The following is a 19,193-nucleotide window of genomic DNA, read 5'->3' as shown; positions in this document are numbered from 1 at the left end:
AAAACGGGAATTATTTCTTCTTTGCTGCGAGTTGCGCCTCAAGCGCTGCGACTCGTGCCAGCAGCGCATCGTTTTCGTCGCGCGCCTTTATGGCCATGTCGCGCACGGCTTCGAATTCCTCGCGCTTGACGACGTCCATGCTGTTCAGCCAGCGCTCGGCCTGAGCGCTGAAGGCCGTCTCGACCTCCTTGCGCACGCCCTGGGCGGCGCCGGCAGCGTCGGTCATCAACTTTGCGAATTCGTCCATGATGCGGTTTGTTCCAGTCGTCATGGCAGTCTTCTCCTTCGCACGACAAATTTCTTCAGGCCCGTAGGCTCTGAAAATGGAGGTAGGGCTTCGCCGTTAAGGATGCAAGCGCTTTGCTCTGGATAAGAGCCCGCCTCGCCCTGCCCTGCCTCACAATCGACTTGACCGCCTCGTATCGCAACGCCATGTTCCGCGCACATCAACGGGTGGGAAAGCTTTGCCGACTGCAGCCAATCTTATGGCAATCATGCCGTTTCCGGATATCGATCCGATCGCCTTCTCGATCGGCCCGCTCGCCATCCACTGGTATGGCCTGGCCTATGTCGTCGGCATCATGCTGGGATGGTCCTACGCGCGGCGCATCGCCGGCAATGACAGCCTGTGGCCGGGCAATGCTTCGCCGGTCACCAAGACGCAGCTCGACGATTTCGTCGTCTGGGCCGCCCTCGGCATCGTTCTCGGCGGCCGCATCGGCTACATCCTGTTCTATGACATGCCTGCGGTGATCGAGAGCCCGATCCGCGCCATCCAGATCTGGAACGGCGGCATGTCCTTCCATGGCGGCATCACCGGCACGACGATCGCCATGATCCTGTTTGCCCGCAAGAACAGCATCCCGATCTGGAGCCTGTTCGATATCGTCGCCGGCGTCGTTCCGATCGGCCTGTTCTTCGGCCGCATCGCCAATTTCATCAACGGCGAGCTCTGGGGCCGTCTCGCCGATGTTCCCTGGGCCGTCGTCTTCCCAAGCGGTGGTCCCTTTGCCCGCCATCCGAGCCAGCTTTATGAAGCGGGCCTCGAGGGCATCGTGCTTCTCTCCGTTCTGGCGCTTCTGATCTACGGCTTTCGCGCCCTGAAATCGCCGGGCCTCATTTCCGGCGTCTTCGTCTGCGGCTATGCGCTGTCGCGTATCTTGGTGGAATTCTTCCGCGAGCCGGATGCGCAGCTTGGCTACCTGCTCGGCACCGGCTGGCTGACCATGGGGATGGTGCTGTCCTTCCCGATGATCCTGCTTGGCCTCTGGGCGATCATGCGCGCCCGCCGCCAGGTCGCGCTGCAGAACTGAACGCAGACCGGACGTGACCACCATGACCACCGCACTCGGTGAAAAGATCAAGGCGATCATCCAGGCGAACGGCCCGATCAGCGTGACCGATTACTTCTCGCTGTGCCTCGCTGACCCCGAACACGGCTACTACCGTGTCCGCGAACCCTTCGGCCGTTCCGGCGATTTTGTCACCGCCCCGGAGGTCAGCCAGCTCTTCGGCGAGATGATCGGCGTGTTCATCGTTCACGCCTGGCAGCAGCACGGCACGCCGGCAGGTGTCCGCCTCGTCGAGATCGGCCCCGGCCGCGGCACCATGATGTCGGACATGCTGCGCGTCATCGCCCGCCTCGCCCCGCCGCTCTTCGAAAACATGAGCGTGCATCTGGTCGAGACCAGCGGGCGGCTGCGCGACGTCCAGAGCCAGACGCTCGAGGCTCATGACGGCAAGATCACCTGGCACAATGATTTCGACGAAGTGCCTGATGGATTCACGCTGATTGCCGCCAACGAACTCTTCGACGCCATCCCGATCCGCCAGTTCGTCAAGACACCGACCGGTTTCCGCGAACGCATGGTCGGCCTCGACGCCGAGGGCGAGCTGACATTTGCCGCCGGTGTTGCGGGCATCGATCCGGCGCTGCTGCCGGATGGCGCGCAGACCATGCCCGCCGGCACGCTGTTCGAATTCTCGCCTGCCCGCCAGTCCGTGATGATCGCCATCTGCGAGCGCCTCAAGGCCTTCGGCGGCACCGCGCTAGCCATCGATTACGGCCACCTCGTGAGCGGCTTCGGCGATACGCTGCAGGCGGTGCGCATGCATGAATTCGATCCGCCGCTCGCCAATCCCGGCGAAGCCGATCTGACCAGCCATGTGGATTTCGAACATCTGGCCAGAACCGCCGTTGCCGCGGGACTGCATCTGAACGGTGCGCTGCATCAGGGCGACCTCCTCGTCGGCCTCGGCATTCTCGATCGTGCCAGCGCTCTTGGGCGCGACCGCGAGCCGCGGACGCAGCAGATCATCCAGAGCGCCGTCGACCGACTGGCAGGTTCGGGTGAAGGCCGCATGGGCGAGCTTTTCAAGGCGATGGCGGTCTCCTATCCGGCCGTCGATCTCATGCCTTTCCGCCCGGTGGATTGACAGAGCGCGCCGCCCTGCGCCAACATCCGGCGCAATCGACAATGCTTCACCGGACGATCCGGTGAACAATGACCCCGTTCTAAACATCCCGGAATCGCTGATGCAAAACGCGGCTTCACCCGCACCGATTGAAAGCGCGCTGCTGAAACAGGCGGCGAACGACGCGATCATTCATGGCTACTTCACCCGCCAAGGCGGCGTCTCCGAAGGTCTTTACCGCGGCCTCAATGTCGGCCTCGGATCGAACGACGACCGCGACCATGTCAACGAGAACCGCCGCCGCGTCGCCGCCTGGTTCGGCCAGCCGCTGGAGAAGCTGGCCACAGTCCACCAGGTCCATTCGCCCGACGCCGTGACCGTCGATGGAAATTACGATGGCGACCGCCCGCAGGCCGACGCGCTGGTGACGGCCACGCCCGGCATCGTCCTCGGCGTGCTGGCCGCCGATTGCGGCCCCATCCTGCTTGCCGATCCCGAAAACCGCGTTATCGGCGCAGCCCATGCCGGCTGGAAGGGTGCGCTGACCGGCGTGCTCGAAAACACGATCATTGCCATGGAGAAACTCGGCGCCCGGCGCGAGGCGATCGTCGCCTGCCTCGGACCATCGATCAGTCAGGCAAGCTATGAAGTCGGTCCGGAATTCGTCGATCGCTTTGTCACGCAGGACCCTGCTTACGCGCAATATTTCATTCCGTCGGCAAAACCCGGTCATTCGATGTTTGACCTGCCGGCCTTGACGGTCGGCCGGTTGACGAAGGCCGGTGTGCGCGCCGAAAGCATCGGGCTCTGCACCTATCCGGACAGCGAGCGCTTCTTCTCGTACCGCCGCACCACCCATAACAACGAGCCGGATTACGGCCGCCAGATTTCAGCGATCAGCATCAGGGAGATTTGAGACAATGGCACTGCACTTCGAACGGAGCGAATTCGCCAGCCGCCTTGCCCGCGTCACCGAGCAGATGCGCGAGGAAAAGCTCGACGCTCTGCTGATCTTCGCCCAGGAAAGCATGTACTGGCTGACCGGCTACGACACCTTCGGCTACTGCTTCTTCCAGACATTGGTGGTCAAGGCGGATGGCACGATGGCGCTGATCACCCGCTCGGCAGACCTTCGCCAGGCCAAGCACACCTCCATCCTTGAGGACGTCCATGTCTGGGTCGATCGCGTCAACGCCGATCCGACCGTCGATCTCAAGAACCTGTTGGTCGAAATGGATCTGCTCGGCGCCCGCATCGGCATCGAATACGACACTCATGGGATGACCGGCCGCGTCGCCCGCCTGCTCGATGCCCAGCTTTCGAGCTTCGGCCAGATTACCGATGCCTCCTACCTCGTCAGCCGCCTGCGCCTGATCAAGAGCCCGGCAGAAGTCGCCTATGTCGAGCGCGCCGCAGCCCTTGCCGACGACGCCTTGGATCAGGCGATCCGGCTCACCAAGGCCGGCGCCGACGAAGCCGACATTCTCGCGGCCATGCAGGGCGCCGTCTTCAGCGGCGGCGGCGACTATCCGGCCAACGAATATATCATCGGCTCCGGCGCGGACGCCCTGCTCTGCCGCTACAAGGCCGGCCGCCGCAAGCTCGATGCCAATGACCAGCTGACGATCGAATGGGCCGGCACTTACGCGCATTACCACGTAGCAATGATGCGCACGATCGTCGTCGGCGAACCGACGCACCGTCACCGTGAACTGTTCAGCGCCTGCCTCGAAAACCTGCAGGCGATCGAAACGGTGCTGACGCCCGGCCATACCTTCGGCGACGTCTTCGACATGCATGCCAAGATCATGGACGAGCGCGGCCTCGCCCGTCACCGGCTGAACGCCTGCGGTTACTCGCTCGGCGCCCGCTTCTCGCCGTCCTGGATGGAGCACCAGATGTTCCATGTCGGCAATCCGCAGCCGATCGAGCCCAACATGTCGCTCTTCGTCCACATGATCATCGCCGATTCCGACAGCGGAACCGCCATGACGCTTGGCCAGACCTACCTGACGACATCGGGTGCACCGCGGGCGCTTTCGCGCCACGGACTGGATTTCCTCGGCGCCTGAGAGACTTCACCGGCAAGAATCCGGAATTGACACAATACCATCCCCGCCCGCATAAACTGGGCGGGGCTGATGCGAATGACGGAAGGAAAGCTGGAAGGATGACGCGATCGCTGACTGCGCCAGCACTTCTTGCATGCCTCGCCAGCCTGCTTGCCGCCTGCAACACGACCGACGCGATGACGCCGCTCGTCGATATCGGCGATTCTTCCGTGGCGCCGCGCTCCTCGCCGGTGACCCAGCGCGAAGTCGAGCGCATGGCCGGTTCGCAATCCCGCCAGGCCTTCGCCGCCGAGCCACAGGAGGGCTATCACCCCGCCTATAATCAAGCCTACCGCCCCGGCCCCGGCGCACCACCGACATCCATGCAGGCACAGGCCGACGCCCTTTCTGCGCAGGCGCCGCAAAGCTATCGCGCGCCCGAGGCCGTCGAGAGCGAGCCACTATCCAACGCCGAAGCCGAAGAGCAGGATATGGGCGACCAGGCGCCGCCGCCGCGCCGGCAGCGTCAGGAGACGCAACAGGTGGCCGCCATCGATCCGGTGGAGTCGGGCTCGACCCGCGGCAATACCGTGCGCTTCCTGCCGATCATCGGCGCACCCGTTCAGGCCGTCACGCCCCTCTCGCGCCAGCTCGGCTCCGAAGCGCGTTCGCACGGCCTAGCGATCAAGAGTTCCACCGATAACAGCAGCGACTACATCCTGAAGGGCTATCTCTCGGCCTTCACCGATGCGGGCAATGTCACCGTCACCTATGTCTGGGATGTTCTCGACAGCAGCGGCGGCCGCCTGCACCGCATTCAAGGCGAAGAGAAGGTCCCCTCCGCCGCTCAGGACCCCTGGGCCGGTGTCCCCGCCTCGGTCATGCAGCAGATCGGCACCAAAACCATCGCTGAATTCAACGTCTGGCGCCAATCTCAGGGCGGTTAGCAACAGGGTTTTGATAAATATCAAGCCCTGTGTCGCCTTTGCGCTTGCATTCAGAAGCAAGCTGGCTAAAAAGCGCGGCTATCAGCAGACAATAGGCGGGCCAAAATGAAGGTTTTCGCAGGCAATTCGAACCGGCATCTCGCCGAAGCGATCTGCACCTATCTCAATGTGTCCTTGGGCAAGGCCAGCGTCAGAAGATTTGCCGACCAGGAAATCTTCGTCGAAGTTCAGGAAAATGTGCGCGGCGAGGACGTGTTCCTCGTTCAGTCGACATCGTTCCCGACCAACGACCATCTGATGGAATTGCTGATCATGATCGATGCGATGCGCCGCTCGTCGGCCCGCCGCATCACGGCAGTTCTTCCCTATTTCGGCTATGCCCGCCAGGATCGCCGCGCCTCGGGGCGCACGCCGATCTCGGCCAAGCTGGTCGCCAACCTGATCACCGAGGCCGGTGCCGATCGCGTTCTGACGCTCGACCTGCATGCCGGCCAGATCCAGGGCTTCTTCGATATCCCGACCGACAACCTTTATGCCGTGCCGGTCCTGACGCGCGATATCAAGGCTCACTACGACACCAGCAACATCACCGTTGTTTCGCCTGACGTCGGCGGCGTGGTGCGCGCCCGCGCGCTTGCCAAACGCCTCGACTGTCTGCTGGCGATCGTGGACAAGCGCCGCGACCGCCCGGGTGAATCCGAAGTCATGAACATCATTGGCGAAGTCGAAGGCAAGGACTGCATCCTGATCGACGACATCGTCGATTCCGGCGGCACGCTCTGCAATGCTGCCGATGCGCTGCTCGCCCAGGGTGCTGCCAGCGTCACGGCCTATATCACCCACGGCGTTCTCTCCGGCGGCGCGGTCACCCGCATCACCTCGTCGAAGCTGCGCGAACTTGTGATCACCGACACCATCCAGCCGACCACGGCTGTGCAGTCGGCCCACAATATCCGCGTCATCACGACCGCCAACCTGATCGGCGAAGCCATCAACCGCACGAGCCAAGAAGAATCCGTCTCCAGTCTCTTCGACTGACGGTTCCATCCTTTCCCCGTTCGGAGCGGCGAAGTTGCATTTGCCGCTTCATCACGTTGACTGTTTCAACTAGGCTTCCTCTGTGATTTGTTTGCACGGGGGAGCAATTGTGACGAACATCCGAAACCATCTGAAAACCGGCAGGCGCCTGGCGCTGGTAGCGCTTATTCCGCTGCTATCGGCCTGCACCGTCGATGTCGATCCCGGCTACTCGCGGCCACCGCCGCGTCCCCGGCCGCCGCAGCCGCAGATGTGCACGATGGAATATGCCCCGGTCTGCGGCGAGCGCGGCGGGCGCACGCAAACATTCAGCAATTCCTGCCAGGCGCGCAGCAGCGGCTTCATGATCGTTGGACGCGGCGAATGCCGCGGCGGACCACCAACCTTCCCGCGCCCGGAACCAGACCGTCCCGGCCGCCCGGACTGGCCGGATGGTCCAGGCAGGCCCGACCGGCCTGAAAGACCGGATAGACCCGACCGCCTGGGCCGCCCCGATGGCATCTGCACCCGCGAATACCGCCCGGTCTGCGGCGAACGCGGCCGTCAGACGCAAACCTTCCCAAATGCCTGCGAAGCCGGCAATGCGGGCTTCCGCATCATCAGCGGTGGAGAGTGCCGCCAGTAGGCCCGCATTTTCCACTATCCAGCCGAACGAAAAAGGCCCGCTTCGAAGCGGGCCTTTCTAAATCAGGGCTTGGTCTCTTCGGAGGGCGTAGCATCATCCGAGGGCGCCGCGTCGTCAGACGGAGCGGTCTCATCCGGAGTAGCCTCGTCTGAAGGAGCGGCCTCATCCGAAGGATCCGTCTCGTCGGAGGGAGCAGCTTCTTCAGTGGCCGGTGCATCCGGACCCTTGATCTGCTGGCCATTGACGCTGACCGAGCCGTCGCTTGCTACAGCCACATCCCAGCGCTGCGCGCCATCAGGATCAGCCTTGGCAAAACCCTTGATCATCATCAGGCCGAAGGATGCCTGGGTCAGGTCCGGGTTGGTCTTTGCAAGTTCCTGGATGGCGGCGATCGTCTTGTCGTAGTCGCGCGCCACGATCGAAGCATTCAGCTTGTAATCTTTCTGCGTATCGACCCGGCCTTCCAGCTCGCCGGAGACCTCGACGTCATAGACGCTGGACTTGGCGCTAACCTTCGGAAAATCGACCTTCAGAATACCGCCTGGGAAAAGCTTCTCGGCAGCCTGCTGCCCGGCCTTCTCGCTGTCGTCGGTGGACTTGGTGAAATCCATCTTCATGAACTCGTCCGCGAAGGCCGCGAAATCCATGCCGGGAACGCCGAACTGGATATCGAGCGCCTGCGGCAGGAACGCGGTGTAACCCGCAGGAACGAGCGCGCTGTCGAGTGTCACGTCGGCAGCATCCATCGCGACGCCGATACGCGTTGCATTGCTCGGACCATCGACGGTGAAGTGATAGCCGAAGGACTTGGCGCCGCCGCTGCCAACCGCACTGGTGACGGCGAGGTTGTTGAGCTTGATGGTTTCCTCAAGCGAGCTCAGCAGCGGGAAGGCATTGCCGAGCATGCCCTTCAGCTTCGCCTCGCTCTCCTTGGTCAGCTGCTTCTCATCGGCATGATCGAGCACGAAAAGGACCATCTCCTTGATGTCCTTGGCGGCGATGCCGTTGACCTTGGCATCGAAATCCAGGCTGTCGGCGGAGATCTGGATCGGCGGCATTTCCTTGCCGCTGACCTGCTCGGCAAAGGCGCTGAACTTGCCGTTGGCGGCAAAATCCAGACGCCCGGCCGTGGCGCTGTCTGCGGAGCTCAGCTTGTAGACCATGTCCCCGAAGCTGGCATTGACGGATTCCGTGTCGGTCGTCGAGCTGATCTTCAGATCCTTGGCGCTGAAATCACCCGAGCGCAGATAGCTGATCGCCGGGTCGAAGACCGAGGTGAAATCCATCTGAGCGATCGAGTAGGTGAAGTCCGTGCGCGCCTTGTCCGGTCCGCCGAAATGGCCGGTCACGCTCAGGTTGTTGTTGCCTTCGAGGTTCCAGAGGCCGCTATCCTGCGGTGTCGCGAACATCTTGAACGGCACGAGACCCTTGATCTCGAAATCCTGCTTCTTGACCTTCTCCAGGAGCTTGGCGAAATCATAGGTGATCTCGTAGCGCGAGCCCGCCGGCTTGACGGTGACCGGCTGGCTCTTGGCGATGTCCTTCGGCAGCAGGTGATTGAGATTGTCACGGATGGCGTTCGCACCGTCCTGACTGATGTCAGCGGCGGACGCTCCCGTAGCCAAAGCCAGAACAATGGCGCTCGTCGCCGTGATAAGCCTGTGACGCATCTCGATAATTCTCCCTTGGGGCATGAAGGCGCGCATGTGAGATTGCCAGAAGCCGGATGTCAAGCCAGCCTCATCCGCGGGTTGATATTTTCTTCTCAGGCGGCTGCCGCGGCCTTGATCTCATCCACAGCCATCACTTCAGGTTGAGGCTTGGCGGGCGCATCGGTGCCGACGATCGCCTCGATACCCGACCGCGGCACCGGCTTGCCGAAAAGGAAGCCCTGCACCTGCAGGCACCCTTCCCGGCGCAGGAAGTCAATGTGATCTTCATTCTCGACGCCTTCGGCCAGAACCGGGATGTCGAGACTTGCGGCCAGGATCAGCGTCGAGCGGACGATTGCCGCCGACTGCTTGTTGGTGACGACGCCATCGACAAAAGCGCGATCGATCTTGATCTTGTCGAAGGGGAAGCTCTGCAGTGTCGAAAGCGACGAGTAGCCGGTCCCATAGTCGTCCATCGCCACTTTGATCCCCAGCGCCTTCAGCCGGCGGATCGCATGCAGCGCGTGCTGGTGGTCGGCGATGATGCCGGATTCGGTGATCTCGATTTCGAGACGCGAAGCCGGGAGGCCGGTCTGCAGCAGGATTTCGTGGACGATCTGCGGCAGGCGGGGATCGCTCAGCTGCTGCGGCGCGACGTTGACGGCGATGCGCAGCGGGTTCTTCCAGGTCGCAGCCTCCGCGCAGGCGGCTCGCATCACCCATTCGCCGAGCTCCAGAATGAAGCCGTTACGCTCGGCGATCGGAATGAATTCCATCGGCGCGATATAGCCGCGCACCGGATGCTTCCAGCGCAGCAACACCTCGAAGCCAACGACCTCGCGCGTCACCGTATCGTTCTGCTGTTGGTAGAACAGTTCGAACTCCCGGCGCCGCAATCCTTCACGCATCTCGATTGCGAGCGCGTTCCGCTCGCGGGAGATCTGGTCCATCGAGGCATCGTAGAAGCAGATGCTGTTGCTAGCGGTCGATTTCGCCCGGTACATGGCGATGTCGGCCTGCGACAGCAGATCGTCGATCGTGGTTGCCTGTCCCGGGAAGGTCGAGATGCCGACGCTGGTACCGACGCAGAGCGTCTGCTCTTCCCAGGAAACCGGCTTGGCGATCTCGTCGATGATCCGTTGCGCCAGGCCAGTGGCATCGGCGCGGATGAAATATTTGTGCATCACGGCCACGAACTCGTCACCGCCGACGCGGGCCATGAACTGGCTGTCGTTGCTGAGTAGCATCAGCCGCTCGGCAACCGTCCGCAGCACGGCGTCGCCGGCCGCATGGCCGTGAACGTCGTTGATTTCCTTGAAGCGGTCGAGATCGAAGGAGAGCACAGCGATATTCGCCGTCATGTCCTTCGGCCGTTTCGTCAGCGCCGCGAGATGCTCGTTGAAGGCGGCGCGGTTGGGCAGATTGGTCAGCGGATCGTGCAGCGACAGATGGCGATAGCGCTCGACGGCCGCCTGGCTGGACTGAATGTCGATGACATAGGTCGATGCACCAAGCGCGAGGATAACCACCATGACTGCGACAACAAGGCCGGTCATGATGTTGACCGAGATCAGCTCTCCCGCAACCGGAATGGCGCTGTCGGGAACGATCGTCAGGCCAGCCATGCCGGTAAAATGCGTCAGCACGATCGCCAGGATCAGCGCCAGGCCGGAGCCGTGCTTGCAGAACCGGGTGACCGGACGTGCAACGCGATTGGTGGCGACGGCGCCGAAGGCAGCAGCCAGCACCAGCGAGGTCAAGACATAGGGCTGGCTCCAGACCATGTGGCCTGCAACCTTGTATCCGGCGATCCCGACATAATGCATGCAGGCAATACCGAGGCCGACGATCGCCCCGCCCGCTTCGACCAGCATGGTCTTCGGCGTGCTGGCGGCAACGGTGAAACCGATGATGCTGGCAGCGATGCCGATGAACAGCGAGATCAGGGTGAGTTCGGGCTCATAGCCGTTCATCGCCGGCGACTGGTAGCCGAGCATGGCGATGAAATGCGTCGTCCAGATCGTCGATCCGCCGACAAAGCCGGAGAGAAACAGCCAGTTGAACTTCTGCAGGCCCTCTGTGCGCCGTACCCGTGTGAAAAGTCGCATCGTCAGCAGTGAGCCCAGAACGCAGATCACGGTCGCGAAAAGGAGATGCGACAGGCTGTGTTCGACTGTGATGCAGGAGATGATACGCAACATGATTGAGACCGCGATTGAAACCGTGATCACCTATATGTATTCGCATAGTAGGATTCATTAATTGGCGTTTTAATTGCGATTCATTGGTTAAATAACCGTCAGATTTTACAACCGTGCAAAAGAAAACCACAACCGCAGGAGCAAAGGACGCGACCGGCCCTGCCGAGCTTGCGTTTCAGCCGGACTTATACTATAGCGCACGCGTCCGCACAGACACCCTTGGAGGCAATGCGGATGAAGCTTCCGAAAAAAGGTGCTTCCAGTCAAAGGACGGCATATGCCGGACTTCGACTCTCCATATAACCTCGAAAGGAATAGCCATGAGCCACGAAACTTACGAGCTCAAGGCCGAGGCGCGCGAACGGGTTGGTAAGGGGTCCGCCCGTGAACTTCGCCGCAACGGTTTGATTCCCGCTGTCATCTATGGTGACAAGCAGGCCCCGATTTCCATTACGCTCAACACCAACGAGGTGACGAAGCGTATCCATGCCGGCGGTTTCATGACCACCGTTGCCACGATCGACCTCGGCGGCAAGAAGTACCAGGTTCTCCCGAAGGACTACCAGCTCGACCCGGTTCGTGACTTCACGATGCACGTGGATTTCCTCCGCGTTTCCGGCAACACGCAGGTTACCGTTGAGATCCCGGTTCACTTCATCAATGAAGAGAAGTCGCAGGGTCTCAAGATCGGTGGCGTTCTCAACATCGTTCGTCACGAAGTCGAAGTTCACTGCCCGGCCAATGCCATCCCGGAATTCTTCAATGTCGACCTGAGCGGCAAGAAGATCGGCGACAGCATCCACATCTCGGAAGTTACCCTTCCGAAGGGTGTCACCACGGTTATCGACCGTGACTTCACGATCGCCACCATCGTTGCTCCGGCAGCTGGCGTCGAAGAAGACACGTCTGAAGCCGAAGGCGGCGCTGAAGCCTGATAAGCTTCCTATCAATTTGTAAAGCATAAGGCCCGCTTCCTTCCCGGAAAGCGGGCCTTTTCATTTGCTGGCTACAACCGTTTCAGCAAGCTTTAACACATTCATGGAAGCATTCTCCCCAAAGTTATTGCCATATCGCCGTATATTAGAAGGCGGCCGAAGAAGAAGCGGCCGGGGAGAAAACGGAACAATGAATAATTCCGTTGAAAATAGATTTTTTGCGATTGTCTGCGGTGCGCTACTTGTTTTTGTCGCGCCGCTTTTTGTGCTTTTTCTCTTCCTCTCTTCAGAACGCGCCGACAAGGAAATCCGCGACCACATCTCCGTGCTTCTGGTTGCCAATTCCCAGGCGCTCGCCAAGCCGCTCTGGGATCTCGACGAAGACAGCGTCACGCAGATTTCCGCGACGATCGTTTCCCAGGGTGCCATCGTCAAGGTTGAGGTCCGCGACCAGTCCGGCCAGCTTGATATCACCCAGAGCACCATTCCAAAGTCGTTCAGCGGCGAGCTGGAGCAGGTCTCGCGTGCCATCATCTACAACAATGTCGACGGTCCGAAGAACCTCGGCAGCATCTCCGTCTACTATCCGAAGCTCGGGCTCTTCTCCGGCCTGAAGCATGAGGAAGTGGTCTTCATCTCGATCTTCATCTTCGCCGTTCTCGCCGTTTTCGGCAGCGCGCTGATCGGCAATCGCATCTTCGTCATCCACCCGCTGATGCGCCTCATTGCCGCGATAGAGGCCACCAGCCAGCTTGGCTCGCGCCATCACGTCGACTGGCAGTCCGGTGACGAGATGGGCCGCCTTGCCAGCAGCTTCAACGACATGCAGACCAAGCTGGAGCGCGAGGAAAAGGAGCTGAAGCTCGCCCATCGCCGCGCTACCGACATCTACGACCTGACGCCCGCCATGCTCTTCTCGCTTGACGAGGACGACCGCATCACAGCCGTCAGCGATTACTGGCTGGTCGCCACCGGCTACAGCCGCACTGACGCCGTCGGCCGCAAGTTCGCCGATCTCGTCATGCCGGATACCCGCGACATCTTCCTGTCGCGCAGGAACACTGCCGAGGAAGGCGCGCTCGACGTCACGGTCAAGTTCAGATGCGCCGACGGCCGCGTCATCGACGTGCTGATCCTGGAATCCAACGCCGCGACCGGCGGTACCGACAAGCTGTCGCTGTCGGTCATGACCGACGTGACCGAGCTCAAGGCCTCCGAAGACCGCAACCACCGCCAGGCAATCACCGATCACCTGACCGGCCTGCTGAACCGCCAAGGCTTCGAAGCCGTGCTCGACCGCAAGATCGCCGAAGCGGACGCAGCGGGCCAAGAGCTTGCCTGCTTGTTCGTCGATCTCGACCGCTTCAAGTGGATCAACGACAATATGGGCCATGCCGAAGGCGACCGGGCGCTGCGCGAGCTCGTTGCCCGCTTCAAGACCCATCTCGCCCCATCCGACGAAGCCGCCCGCCTTGGCGGCGACGAATTCGCCATCCTGCTGCCGGCCGCCGATGCCGAGAAGCGGGCGCGGGCGATGTGCGACCAGATCGCCACGATCTTCGACACGCCTTTCGGCCCCGACTTGCATCTGAGCGCCTCCGTCGGCGTCGCCATCTATCCGCGCCATGCGGCCAATGCGGCGGAACTGCTGCAGAAATCCGACATGGCGATGTATGCCAAGAAGCGCGACGGCAAGAACGGCGCCCGCCTGTTCGACAACGCGATGCTCGATACCGCACGCAGCCGCGCCGAGATCGAAAGCTGCATCGAGGCAGGCCTCGCCGAGGACTGGTTCGAAGCCTACCTGCAGCCGATCGTCGGCCTGACCCACGGCAACATCGCAGGCTTCGAAGCGCTGATGCGCCTCAACCACCCGCAAAAGGGCCTGATGCCTCCGGCCGAGATCATCAACGTCGCCGAAGAGACGGCCAAGATCGTCCGCATCGGCAACGTCATCATGGAGAAGGCGATTTCCAATCTCTCCCGCATTTCCCGGATCACCGGCATGCAGGACACCTATCTGGCGATCAATTTCTCGCCGCTGCAGTTCGAGCCCGCCCTGCCCTCGCGTCTGGCCGGTCTCCTCGGCCGCCATGGCATCCGTCCCGAACGCATCGTCGTCGAGATCACCGAGGCCGTGCTGATGCACGACAACCCGCAGATCCGCATGATCGTCACCGAGCTGCGCCGCTTCGGCTGCCGCATCGCGCTGGATGATTTCGGCACCGGCTACTCGTCTCTGAGCTATCTCAACCGTTTCCCGGTTGATATCATCAAGATCGATCAGTCCTTTACCCGCGCCATCAACGAAGGCAACGACGATGTCGGCATGAAGAGCCGGATGCTGATCGAGGCGATCACCACGCTGTCGCACAAGATGAACTGCACAGTCATTGCCGAGGGCATCGAGACCGAAGAGGAATGCCGGACGCTGCAGCAGATGGGGCTGGATTATGGACAGGGCTATCTCTTCCACCGGCCGCAGACCGCAGCGCAGCTGATCGAGAAGCTGAGCGGCGTCATCCCCTTCGTGGCGCGTGCGTCATAGACCAACGAACATCAGGAGTTATGCGATGAAAAAGCTGCTGCTTCTCGCCTTCCTCATCCTGCCTGCCGCAGCCTCCGCGCAAACGGTGTCCTTCACGACTGAAGACTACGCACCCTTCAACTACCGCGACGGCAAGGTCATCAAGGGCGCCACCGTCGAGCAGGTCGAGAAGGTGATGGCCGATATCGGCGTCGATTATACGATCGAGATGATGCCTTGGGCCCGCGCCTATACGCTGGCGCAAAGCACGCCGATGACCTGCGTCTTCGCCACAGCCCATAACGGTCTTCGCGATCCCCTGTTCAAATGGGTGGAGCCGCTGCTCATCGACCGCAACATCCTGATCAAGGCCAAGGACTCCGCTGTCACCGCCGACAATCTGGAAGAAGCCAAGAAGTACCTGGTCGGCACCTGGCGCGAGGACTACACCGAGACGACGCTGAAGGAAAAAGGCTTCCCCAAGCTCGATGTCGCCAGCGATTTCAACGCCACGATGCGCAAGCTGCTGGGCGGCCGCATCGATATGATGCCGATCTCGGAGCTCTATTTCGACAAGCTGAAGCAGGATCAACCGCTGGAGATGGTGACGGTGCTCTCCAGCCAGCCGATGGGCATTGCCTGCCAGAAGGACTTTCCGGACGATCTGCTGCGCAAGATGCAGGCCTCGCTCGACAAGCTGATTGCCGATGGCACGCAAAAGCAGATCTTTCTGAAATACGGCCTCAACCTGCTGCAATGACAGGCTGCTCCAGCCTTAGCGCTTGACTTCACGCCCGTTTCGCGGTGGTGAAACGGGCATCGGATTTTGAAGGAATGGATTGGCCCATGCTGATCATCGCGGGTCTCGGCAATCCTGGCAGCAAATATGCCGGCAACCGTCACAATATCGGTTTCATGGCGGTTGATACGATCCACCGCCGCCACAGCTTTTCGCCCTGGTCGAAGAAGTTCAAGGCCGAGATATCGGAAGGCGAACTCGACGGCGAGAAGGTGCTGCTGATCAAGCCGCAGACCTACATGAACCTGTCGGGCGAATCCGTCGGCGAAGCCATGCGTTTCTACAAGCTGCAGCCGTCCGATCTCGTCGCCATCTATGACGAGCTGGATCTGGCGCCCGGCAAGGCGCGGCTGAAGACCGGCGGCGGCCATGGCGGGCATAACGGCATCAAGTCGCTCGATGCCCATTGCGGCCGCGAGTACCGCCGCCTGCGCCTCGGCATCGGTCATCCCGGCGTCAAGGAAATGGTTCAGCATCACGTCCTCGGCGATTTCGCCAAGGTAGACCAAAGCTGGCTGGAGTCGCTGCTGGACGCGCTGGCCGACAATGCCGGCATGCTGGTTCGTAACGAGGATTCGCAGCTGATGAACAAGCTGGCGCTTGCCACCGGCGGCAAGGCCGACGAAGAAAAGCCGAAGGCGGAGAAGAAGCCGGTGGCCAAATCCCACATCCATCAGGCCCGCAACCACAACCAGCCTAAGATCCTGCCGGCCAGCGGCCCGATGGCGGAGATGCTGAAGAAACTGCTCGGCAACAAGGGCGACTGATCGGATGAGCACGCCGCTCGCGATCCGCACAGCCGAGGCCAGCGATCTCCCTGCCCTGCTTGGCCTTTATGCTGAGCTGAACCCGTCAGATCCGCCGATCGATACAGCCGTTGCTACCGAGCGCATGACCGCGATCCTGGCACAGCCGGGCATGCGCATCTTCATCGGCTTTGCCGGAAAGGTGGCCGCCGCCACCGTGACGCTGGTCGTCGTCCCCAATCTCACCCGCGCCGGCGCATCCTACGCGCTGATCGAGAACGTCGTCACCGGTGCAAGCCATCGCAAGCATGGCTTTGGCTCGGCACTGATCGCCCACGCGATCGACGCAGCCTGGGACGCCGCATGCTACAAGGTGATGCTTTTGACCGGTTCCAAGGATCCGGCAACATTGCGCTTCTATGAGCGCTGCGGCTTCGCGCAAAACAAGACCGGCTACCAGGTGCGGCGGCCGGCAGGGCGCTGACCTCAGAACAGCCCGGTCTCGTGCAGCCGGTAGAGAAAGAGGTTCCACAAGGCTGAAAGCCCGCTGTCGATCATCCAGGCGACAGCGCCCGAGGCACCCGGCGAAAACAGCATGACCAGCAATCCGCCGGCAGTGCTGAGCATCACCGAGATGCGGAAGTTCTTGAGACTGTCCAGCCGGTAATAGCCGTTGTCGTCATATTCAGTGCCGAACAGCAGGTCGGGAAGATTGTAGCCGCTGGAGAGCGGCAGATCGAGCAATGGCCGGTCGGTGATACGGTCCGGCAATAGGTTGAACACCGCCCTGCAGACATGGCCGATCGCGCCGAGCAGCGCAAAGATCGCCGCCGCCACGAAATAATGCCAGGTCGCCGCTTCCGCAGGCATCTCGAGCCTCCGCCGTTTCCGCTATGCTACCGAAAAACCTCGGACATTCGATTAAGGAGGCTGGTTAAGAGATCGCCAAGCTATTCCTCGGGCTCGGCCGTCAGCATCAGCGGGAATCCCGCTTCCTTGGCATAGTCCATCGCTTCCTTGACCTTGGTCTCGGCAATGTCCTTGGTGCAGACGACCACGACGCTCGACCCGAGCTTGTGCGCCGTCAGCATGACGCGATAGCCGGCCTCCTCACTCATCCGGAACACGGCCTTCAGCACCATGGTCACGAATTCGCGCGGCGTATAATCGTCGTTGAACAGAATGACCTTGTAAAGCTTCGGCTTGTCGAGCTTCAGCTTCGTCTTAGTTTTCGGTGTCAGGACAACATCATTGTCACTCATCGGGAGTCTGCCGTTATCATATGGGAAAGATGCGCCTGATCGCGATCAGCTATGCGCAATCATTTATGTGGCCGTAGAAGTCTGCAGTTCAAGCCCGAAGCAGTGAGAAGTGCTACAGCCTTCTTGTCGAAGCTGACAAAGGTCTCGCCACCGAGACGCCTGCCGTCGAGGGCGATGAGACCATCGGCAAAATCGCCGCCCCGCTCCATCATGTTTATTCCCGCCTCGACGGCAACCCGGTCCATAAGAAGCTTATCCGTTTCGAGAAGACGCCTCACAAACGCCTGCAACGGCTCTCTTCCGACCTTATAGCGGCCTCGCAGAACCCATATTGCTTCGCAGATTGCGACAACAGGCACTACAACCCGGCTGGCGCTGGCCAAGGCATCCTGCGCTTGCTCCGTCTCTCCGGTGTCATCTTCGATCACCAAGCGCAACAGCACGTTCGTGTCGATGACAATCGTCATCGCCTGTTGGCCCACCCGTCCGAAATCGCTTCGTTGATTTCGTCAATGGTAAGATGCACGCCTGCCTCGTTCTTGATCATCCCAAATAGGGATTCGATCGGCAGCTTGCCCGAAATCGCATGGAGTGTTGCCTGGCGCTGCGGTTGAAGATTGACGTCGATCTCATCGCCCGGGCTGATGCCCAGGTGATCGAGCACCTCCTTCTTCAGCGTGATCTGTCCCTTGGCGGTCACTTTCAAGCGAACCATCGACTTCTCCTTCTCTTTTAAAGTAAGGCAAATCTGCCTTACCGGCAAGGTTGATGCCTCGCGGATCATTGCAAGTCTTGACCGCGGGGCGCCATTCCCCCATAGGCAAGGCAACGATTTTAGCGAATACGGACATTCAGCCATGGGCTTCAAATGCGGTATCGTCGGTCTGCCGAATGTCGGCAAGTCGACCCTTTTCAACGCGCTCACCAAGACGGCAGCGGCGCAGGCGGCAAACTATCCGTTCTGCACGATTGAGCCGAACACCGGCGAAGTCGCCGTTCCCGACGCGCGCATGCAGAAGCTGGCAGCGATTGCCGGCTCAAAGGAAATCATTCCGACGCGCATTTCCTTCGTCGATATCGCCGGCCTGGTGCGCGGCGCGTCGAAGGGTGAAGGCCTCGGCAACAAGTTCCTGGCCAACATCCGCGAAGTCGATGCCGTGGTCCACGTGCTGCGTTGCTTCGAAGATGACGACATCACCCATGTCGAGGGTCGCATCAATCCGGTTGGCGATGCCGACACGATCGAGACCGAGCTGATGCTCGCCGACCTCGAGAGCCTGGAGCGCCGCGTCGAACAGACCCGCAAGCGCGCCGCCAGCAAGGACAAGGATTCGCTGGCTCAGCTGCCGGTCATGGAAGCCGTCATCAAGCTGCTGAACGAGGGCAAGCCGGCCCGCCTTCTCCTGAAGGCGCTGGCACCTGAGGAAATCGAGATCCTCAAGGGCCTCAATCTGCTGACCTCGCATCCGGTTCTTTACGTCTGCAACGTCGCCGAAGCGGACGCCTCCACCGGCAACGAGCACACCAAGGCCGTTGCCGAGATGGCAAAGCAGCAGGGTGCCGAATGCGTCGTCATTTCTGCGGCGATCGAATCCGAAGTCGCACAGCTGCCGGAAGAGGAATCGAAGGAGTTCCTCTCCGCGCTTGGCCTCGAAGAAGCCGGTCTCGACCGCCTCATCCGCGCCGGCTACCACCTGCTCGACCTGATCACTTATTTCACCGTCGGCCCGAAGGAAACGCGCGCCTGGACGATCGTCCGCGGCACCAAGGCGCCTGCCGCCGCCGGCGTCATCCACACCGATTTCGAACGCGGCTTCATCCGCGCGTTCACCATCGGTTACGACGACTACATCAACTTCAAGGGTGAAGTCGGCGCCAAGGAAGCCGGCAAGGGCCGCGACGAAGGCAAGGAATACGTTGTCGCCGATGGCGACGTGATCCACTTCCGCTTCAACACCTGATCAAAAAGCGCACTGCCGCCCTGGCGGGCAGCTC

The 19,193-nt window shown here is 61.2% G+C and carries 20 protein-coding genes; 13 read left to right on the top strand and 7 right to left on the bottom strand.

Annotated features, from left to right (window positions below; translation table 11 throughout):
* Positions 1-10 precede the first annotated feature (10 nt).
* On the bottom strand, positions 11-271 hold the full coding sequence (locus tag J2X43_RS12665; protein ID WP_310294401.1) for an accessory factor UbiK family protein: 261 nt from the start codon (positions 269-271) through the stop codon (positions 11-13).
* 193 nt (positions 272-464) lie between these two features.
* Here J2X43_RS12665 and lgt point away from each other — a divergent pair, with 193 nt between their 5' ends.
* The 7 genes from lgt (at position 465) to J2X43_RS12630 (ending at position 7,076) form a co-directional block, all read left to right on the top strand.
* Positions 465-1,313, top strand: coding sequence for a prolipoprotein diacylglyceryl transferase (gene lgt / locus J2X43_RS12660; protein WP_310294399.1), 849 nt, complete (start codon positions 465-467; stop codon positions 1,311-1,313).
* A 22-nt stretch (positions 1,314-1,335) separates the two neighbouring features.
* On the top strand, positions 1,336-2,436 hold the full coding sequence (locus J2X43_RS12655) for a class I SAM-dependent methyltransferase (protein WP_310294910.1): 1,101 nt from the start codon (positions 1,336-1,338) through the stop codon (positions 2,434-2,436).
* Positions 2,437-2,536: 100 nt separating this feature from the next.
* On the top strand, positions 2,537-3,331 hold the full coding sequence (gene pgeF, locus J2X43_RS12650) for a peptidoglycan editing factor PgeF (RefSeq protein WP_112386275.1): 795 nt from the start codon (positions 2,537-2,539) through the stop codon (positions 3,329-3,331).
* A gap of 4 nt (positions 3,332-3,335) precedes the next feature.
* Positions 3,336-4,487 (top strand): Xaa-Pro peptidase family protein, encoded by a 1,152-nt coding sequence (locus J2X43_RS12645; RefSeq protein ID WP_310294398.1) that lies wholly within the window; start codon positions 3,336-3,338, stop codon positions 4,485-4,487.
* Positions 4,488-4,585: 98 nt separating this feature from the next.
* Positions 4,586-5,413, top strand: a complete 828-nt coding sequence (locus J2X43_RS12640; protein ID WP_310294396.1) for a hypothetical protein — start codon at positions 4,586-4,588, stop codon at positions 5,411-5,413.
* Between the two features lie 105 nt (positions 5,414-5,518).
* Positions 5,519-6,451, top strand: a complete 933-nt coding sequence (locus J2X43_RS12635; RefSeq protein ID WP_112386272.1) for a ribose-phosphate pyrophosphokinase — start codon at positions 5,519-5,521, stop codon at positions 6,449-6,451.
* A 118-nt stretch (positions 6,452-6,569) separates the two neighbouring features.
* Positions 6,570-7,076 carry a Kazal-type serine protease inhibitor domain-containing protein gene (locus J2X43_RS12630; protein WP_310294907.1) on the top strand — a complete coding sequence of 169 codons (507 nt, stop codon included), beginning with the start codon at positions 6,570-6,572 and terminating at the stop codon, positions 7,074-7,076.
* Positions 7,077-7,138: 62 nt separating this feature from the next.
* On the opposite strand, the gene J2X43_RS12625 is transcribed toward J2X43_RS12630, so the two are convergent.
* Positions 7,139-8,746: a hypothetical protein gene (locus J2X43_RS12625; RefSeq protein WP_310294394.1), complete on the bottom strand. Its 1,608-nt coding sequence runs from the start codon at positions 8,744-8,746 to the stop codon at positions 7,139-7,141.
* A gap of 95 nt (positions 8,747-8,841) precedes the next feature.
* On the bottom strand, positions 8,842-10,929 hold the full coding sequence (locus J2X43_RS12620; protein ID WP_310294392.1) for a bifunctional diguanylate cyclase/phosphodiesterase: 2,088 nt from the start codon (positions 10,927-10,929) through the stop codon (positions 8,842-8,844).
* 320 nt (positions 10,930-11,249) lie between these two features.
* Here J2X43_RS12620 and J2X43_RS12615 point away from each other — a divergent pair, with 320 nt between their 5' ends.
* The 5 genes from J2X43_RS12615 (at position 11,250) to J2X43_RS12595 (ending at position 16,420) form a co-directional block, all read left to right on the top strand.
* The gene (locus tag J2X43_RS12615; RefSeq protein ID WP_112386270.1) at positions 11,250-11,864 is read left to right on the top strand and encodes a 50S ribosomal protein L25/general stress protein Ctc; all 615 of its coding nucleotides are present in this window, start codon (positions 11,250-11,252) and stop codon (positions 11,862-11,864) included.
* 190 nt (positions 11,865-12,054) lie between these two features.
* On the top strand, positions 12,055-14,412 hold the full coding sequence (locus tag J2X43_RS12610) for an EAL domain-containing protein (protein ID WP_310294389.1): 2,358 nt from the start codon (positions 12,055-12,057) through the stop codon (positions 14,410-14,412).
* Positions 14,413-14,437: 25 nt separating this feature from the next.
* Positions 14,438-15,151: an ABC transporter substrate-binding protein gene (locus J2X43_RS12605; RefSeq protein WP_112386268.1), complete on the top strand. Its 714-nt coding sequence runs from the start codon at positions 14,438-14,440 to the stop codon at positions 15,149-15,151.
* 86 nt (positions 15,152-15,237) lie between these two features.
* Entirely contained in the window at positions 15,238-15,957 is a 720-nt protein-coding gene (gene pth, locus J2X43_RS12600; protein WP_310294387.1) for an aminoacyl-tRNA hydrolase, read from the top strand.
* Between the two features lie 4 nt (positions 15,958-15,961).
* Positions 15,962-16,420, top strand: a complete 459-nt coding sequence (locus J2X43_RS12595) for a GNAT family N-acetyltransferase (protein ID WP_310294385.1) — start codon at positions 15,962-15,964, stop codon at positions 16,418-16,420.
* A gap of 2 nt (positions 16,421-16,422) precedes the next feature.
* On the opposite strand, the gene J2X43_RS12590 is transcribed toward J2X43_RS12595, so the two are convergent.
* The 4 genes from J2X43_RS12590 to J2X43_RS12575 all read right to left on the bottom strand — a co-directional run bounded on the left by J2X43_RS12590 (position 16,423) and on the right by J2X43_RS12575 (position 17,982).
* The gene (locus J2X43_RS12590) at positions 16,423-16,806 is read right to left on the bottom strand and encodes a hypothetical protein (RefSeq protein ID WP_310294383.1); all 384 of its coding nucleotides are present in this window, start codon (positions 16,804-16,806) and stop codon (positions 16,423-16,425) included.
* A gap of 80 nt (positions 16,807-16,886) precedes the next feature.
* Entirely contained in the window at positions 16,887-17,198 is a 312-nt protein-coding gene (gene clpS, locus J2X43_RS12585; RefSeq protein WP_112386265.1) for an ATP-dependent Clp protease adapter ClpS, read from the bottom strand.
* Between the two features lie 59 nt (positions 17,199-17,257).
* Positions 17,258-17,665 (bottom strand): type II toxin-antitoxin system VapC family toxin, encoded by a 408-nt coding sequence (locus J2X43_RS12580; RefSeq protein WP_310294380.1) that lies wholly within the window; start codon positions 17,663-17,665, stop codon positions 17,258-17,260.
* On the bottom strand, positions 17,662-17,982 hold the full coding sequence (locus J2X43_RS12575; RefSeq protein ID WP_310294378.1) for an AbrB/MazE/SpoVT family DNA-binding domain-containing protein: 321 nt from the start codon (positions 17,980-17,982) through the stop codon (positions 17,662-17,664). The genes J2X43_RS12580 and J2X43_RS12575 overlap by 4 nt, the downstream gene beginning before the upstream one ends.
* A gap of 73 nt (positions 17,983-18,055) precedes the next feature.
* Between J2X43_RS12575 and ychF the strand changes: the two genes are divergently transcribed.
* Entirely contained in the window at positions 18,056-19,159 is a 1,104-nt protein-coding gene (gene ychF / locus J2X43_RS12570) for a redox-regulated ATPase YchF (protein WP_310294376.1), read from the top strand.
* Positions 19,160-19,193 lie beyond the last annotated feature (34 nt).

The sequence above is a fragment of the Rhizobium sp. BE258 genome (genome assembly GCF_031457345.1).
Classification (GTDB): domain Bacteria; phylum Pseudomonadota; class Alphaproteobacteria; order Rhizobiales; family Rhizobiaceae; genus Rhizobium.
This window is presented reverse-complemented; position numbering and strand designations above follow the sequence as displayed.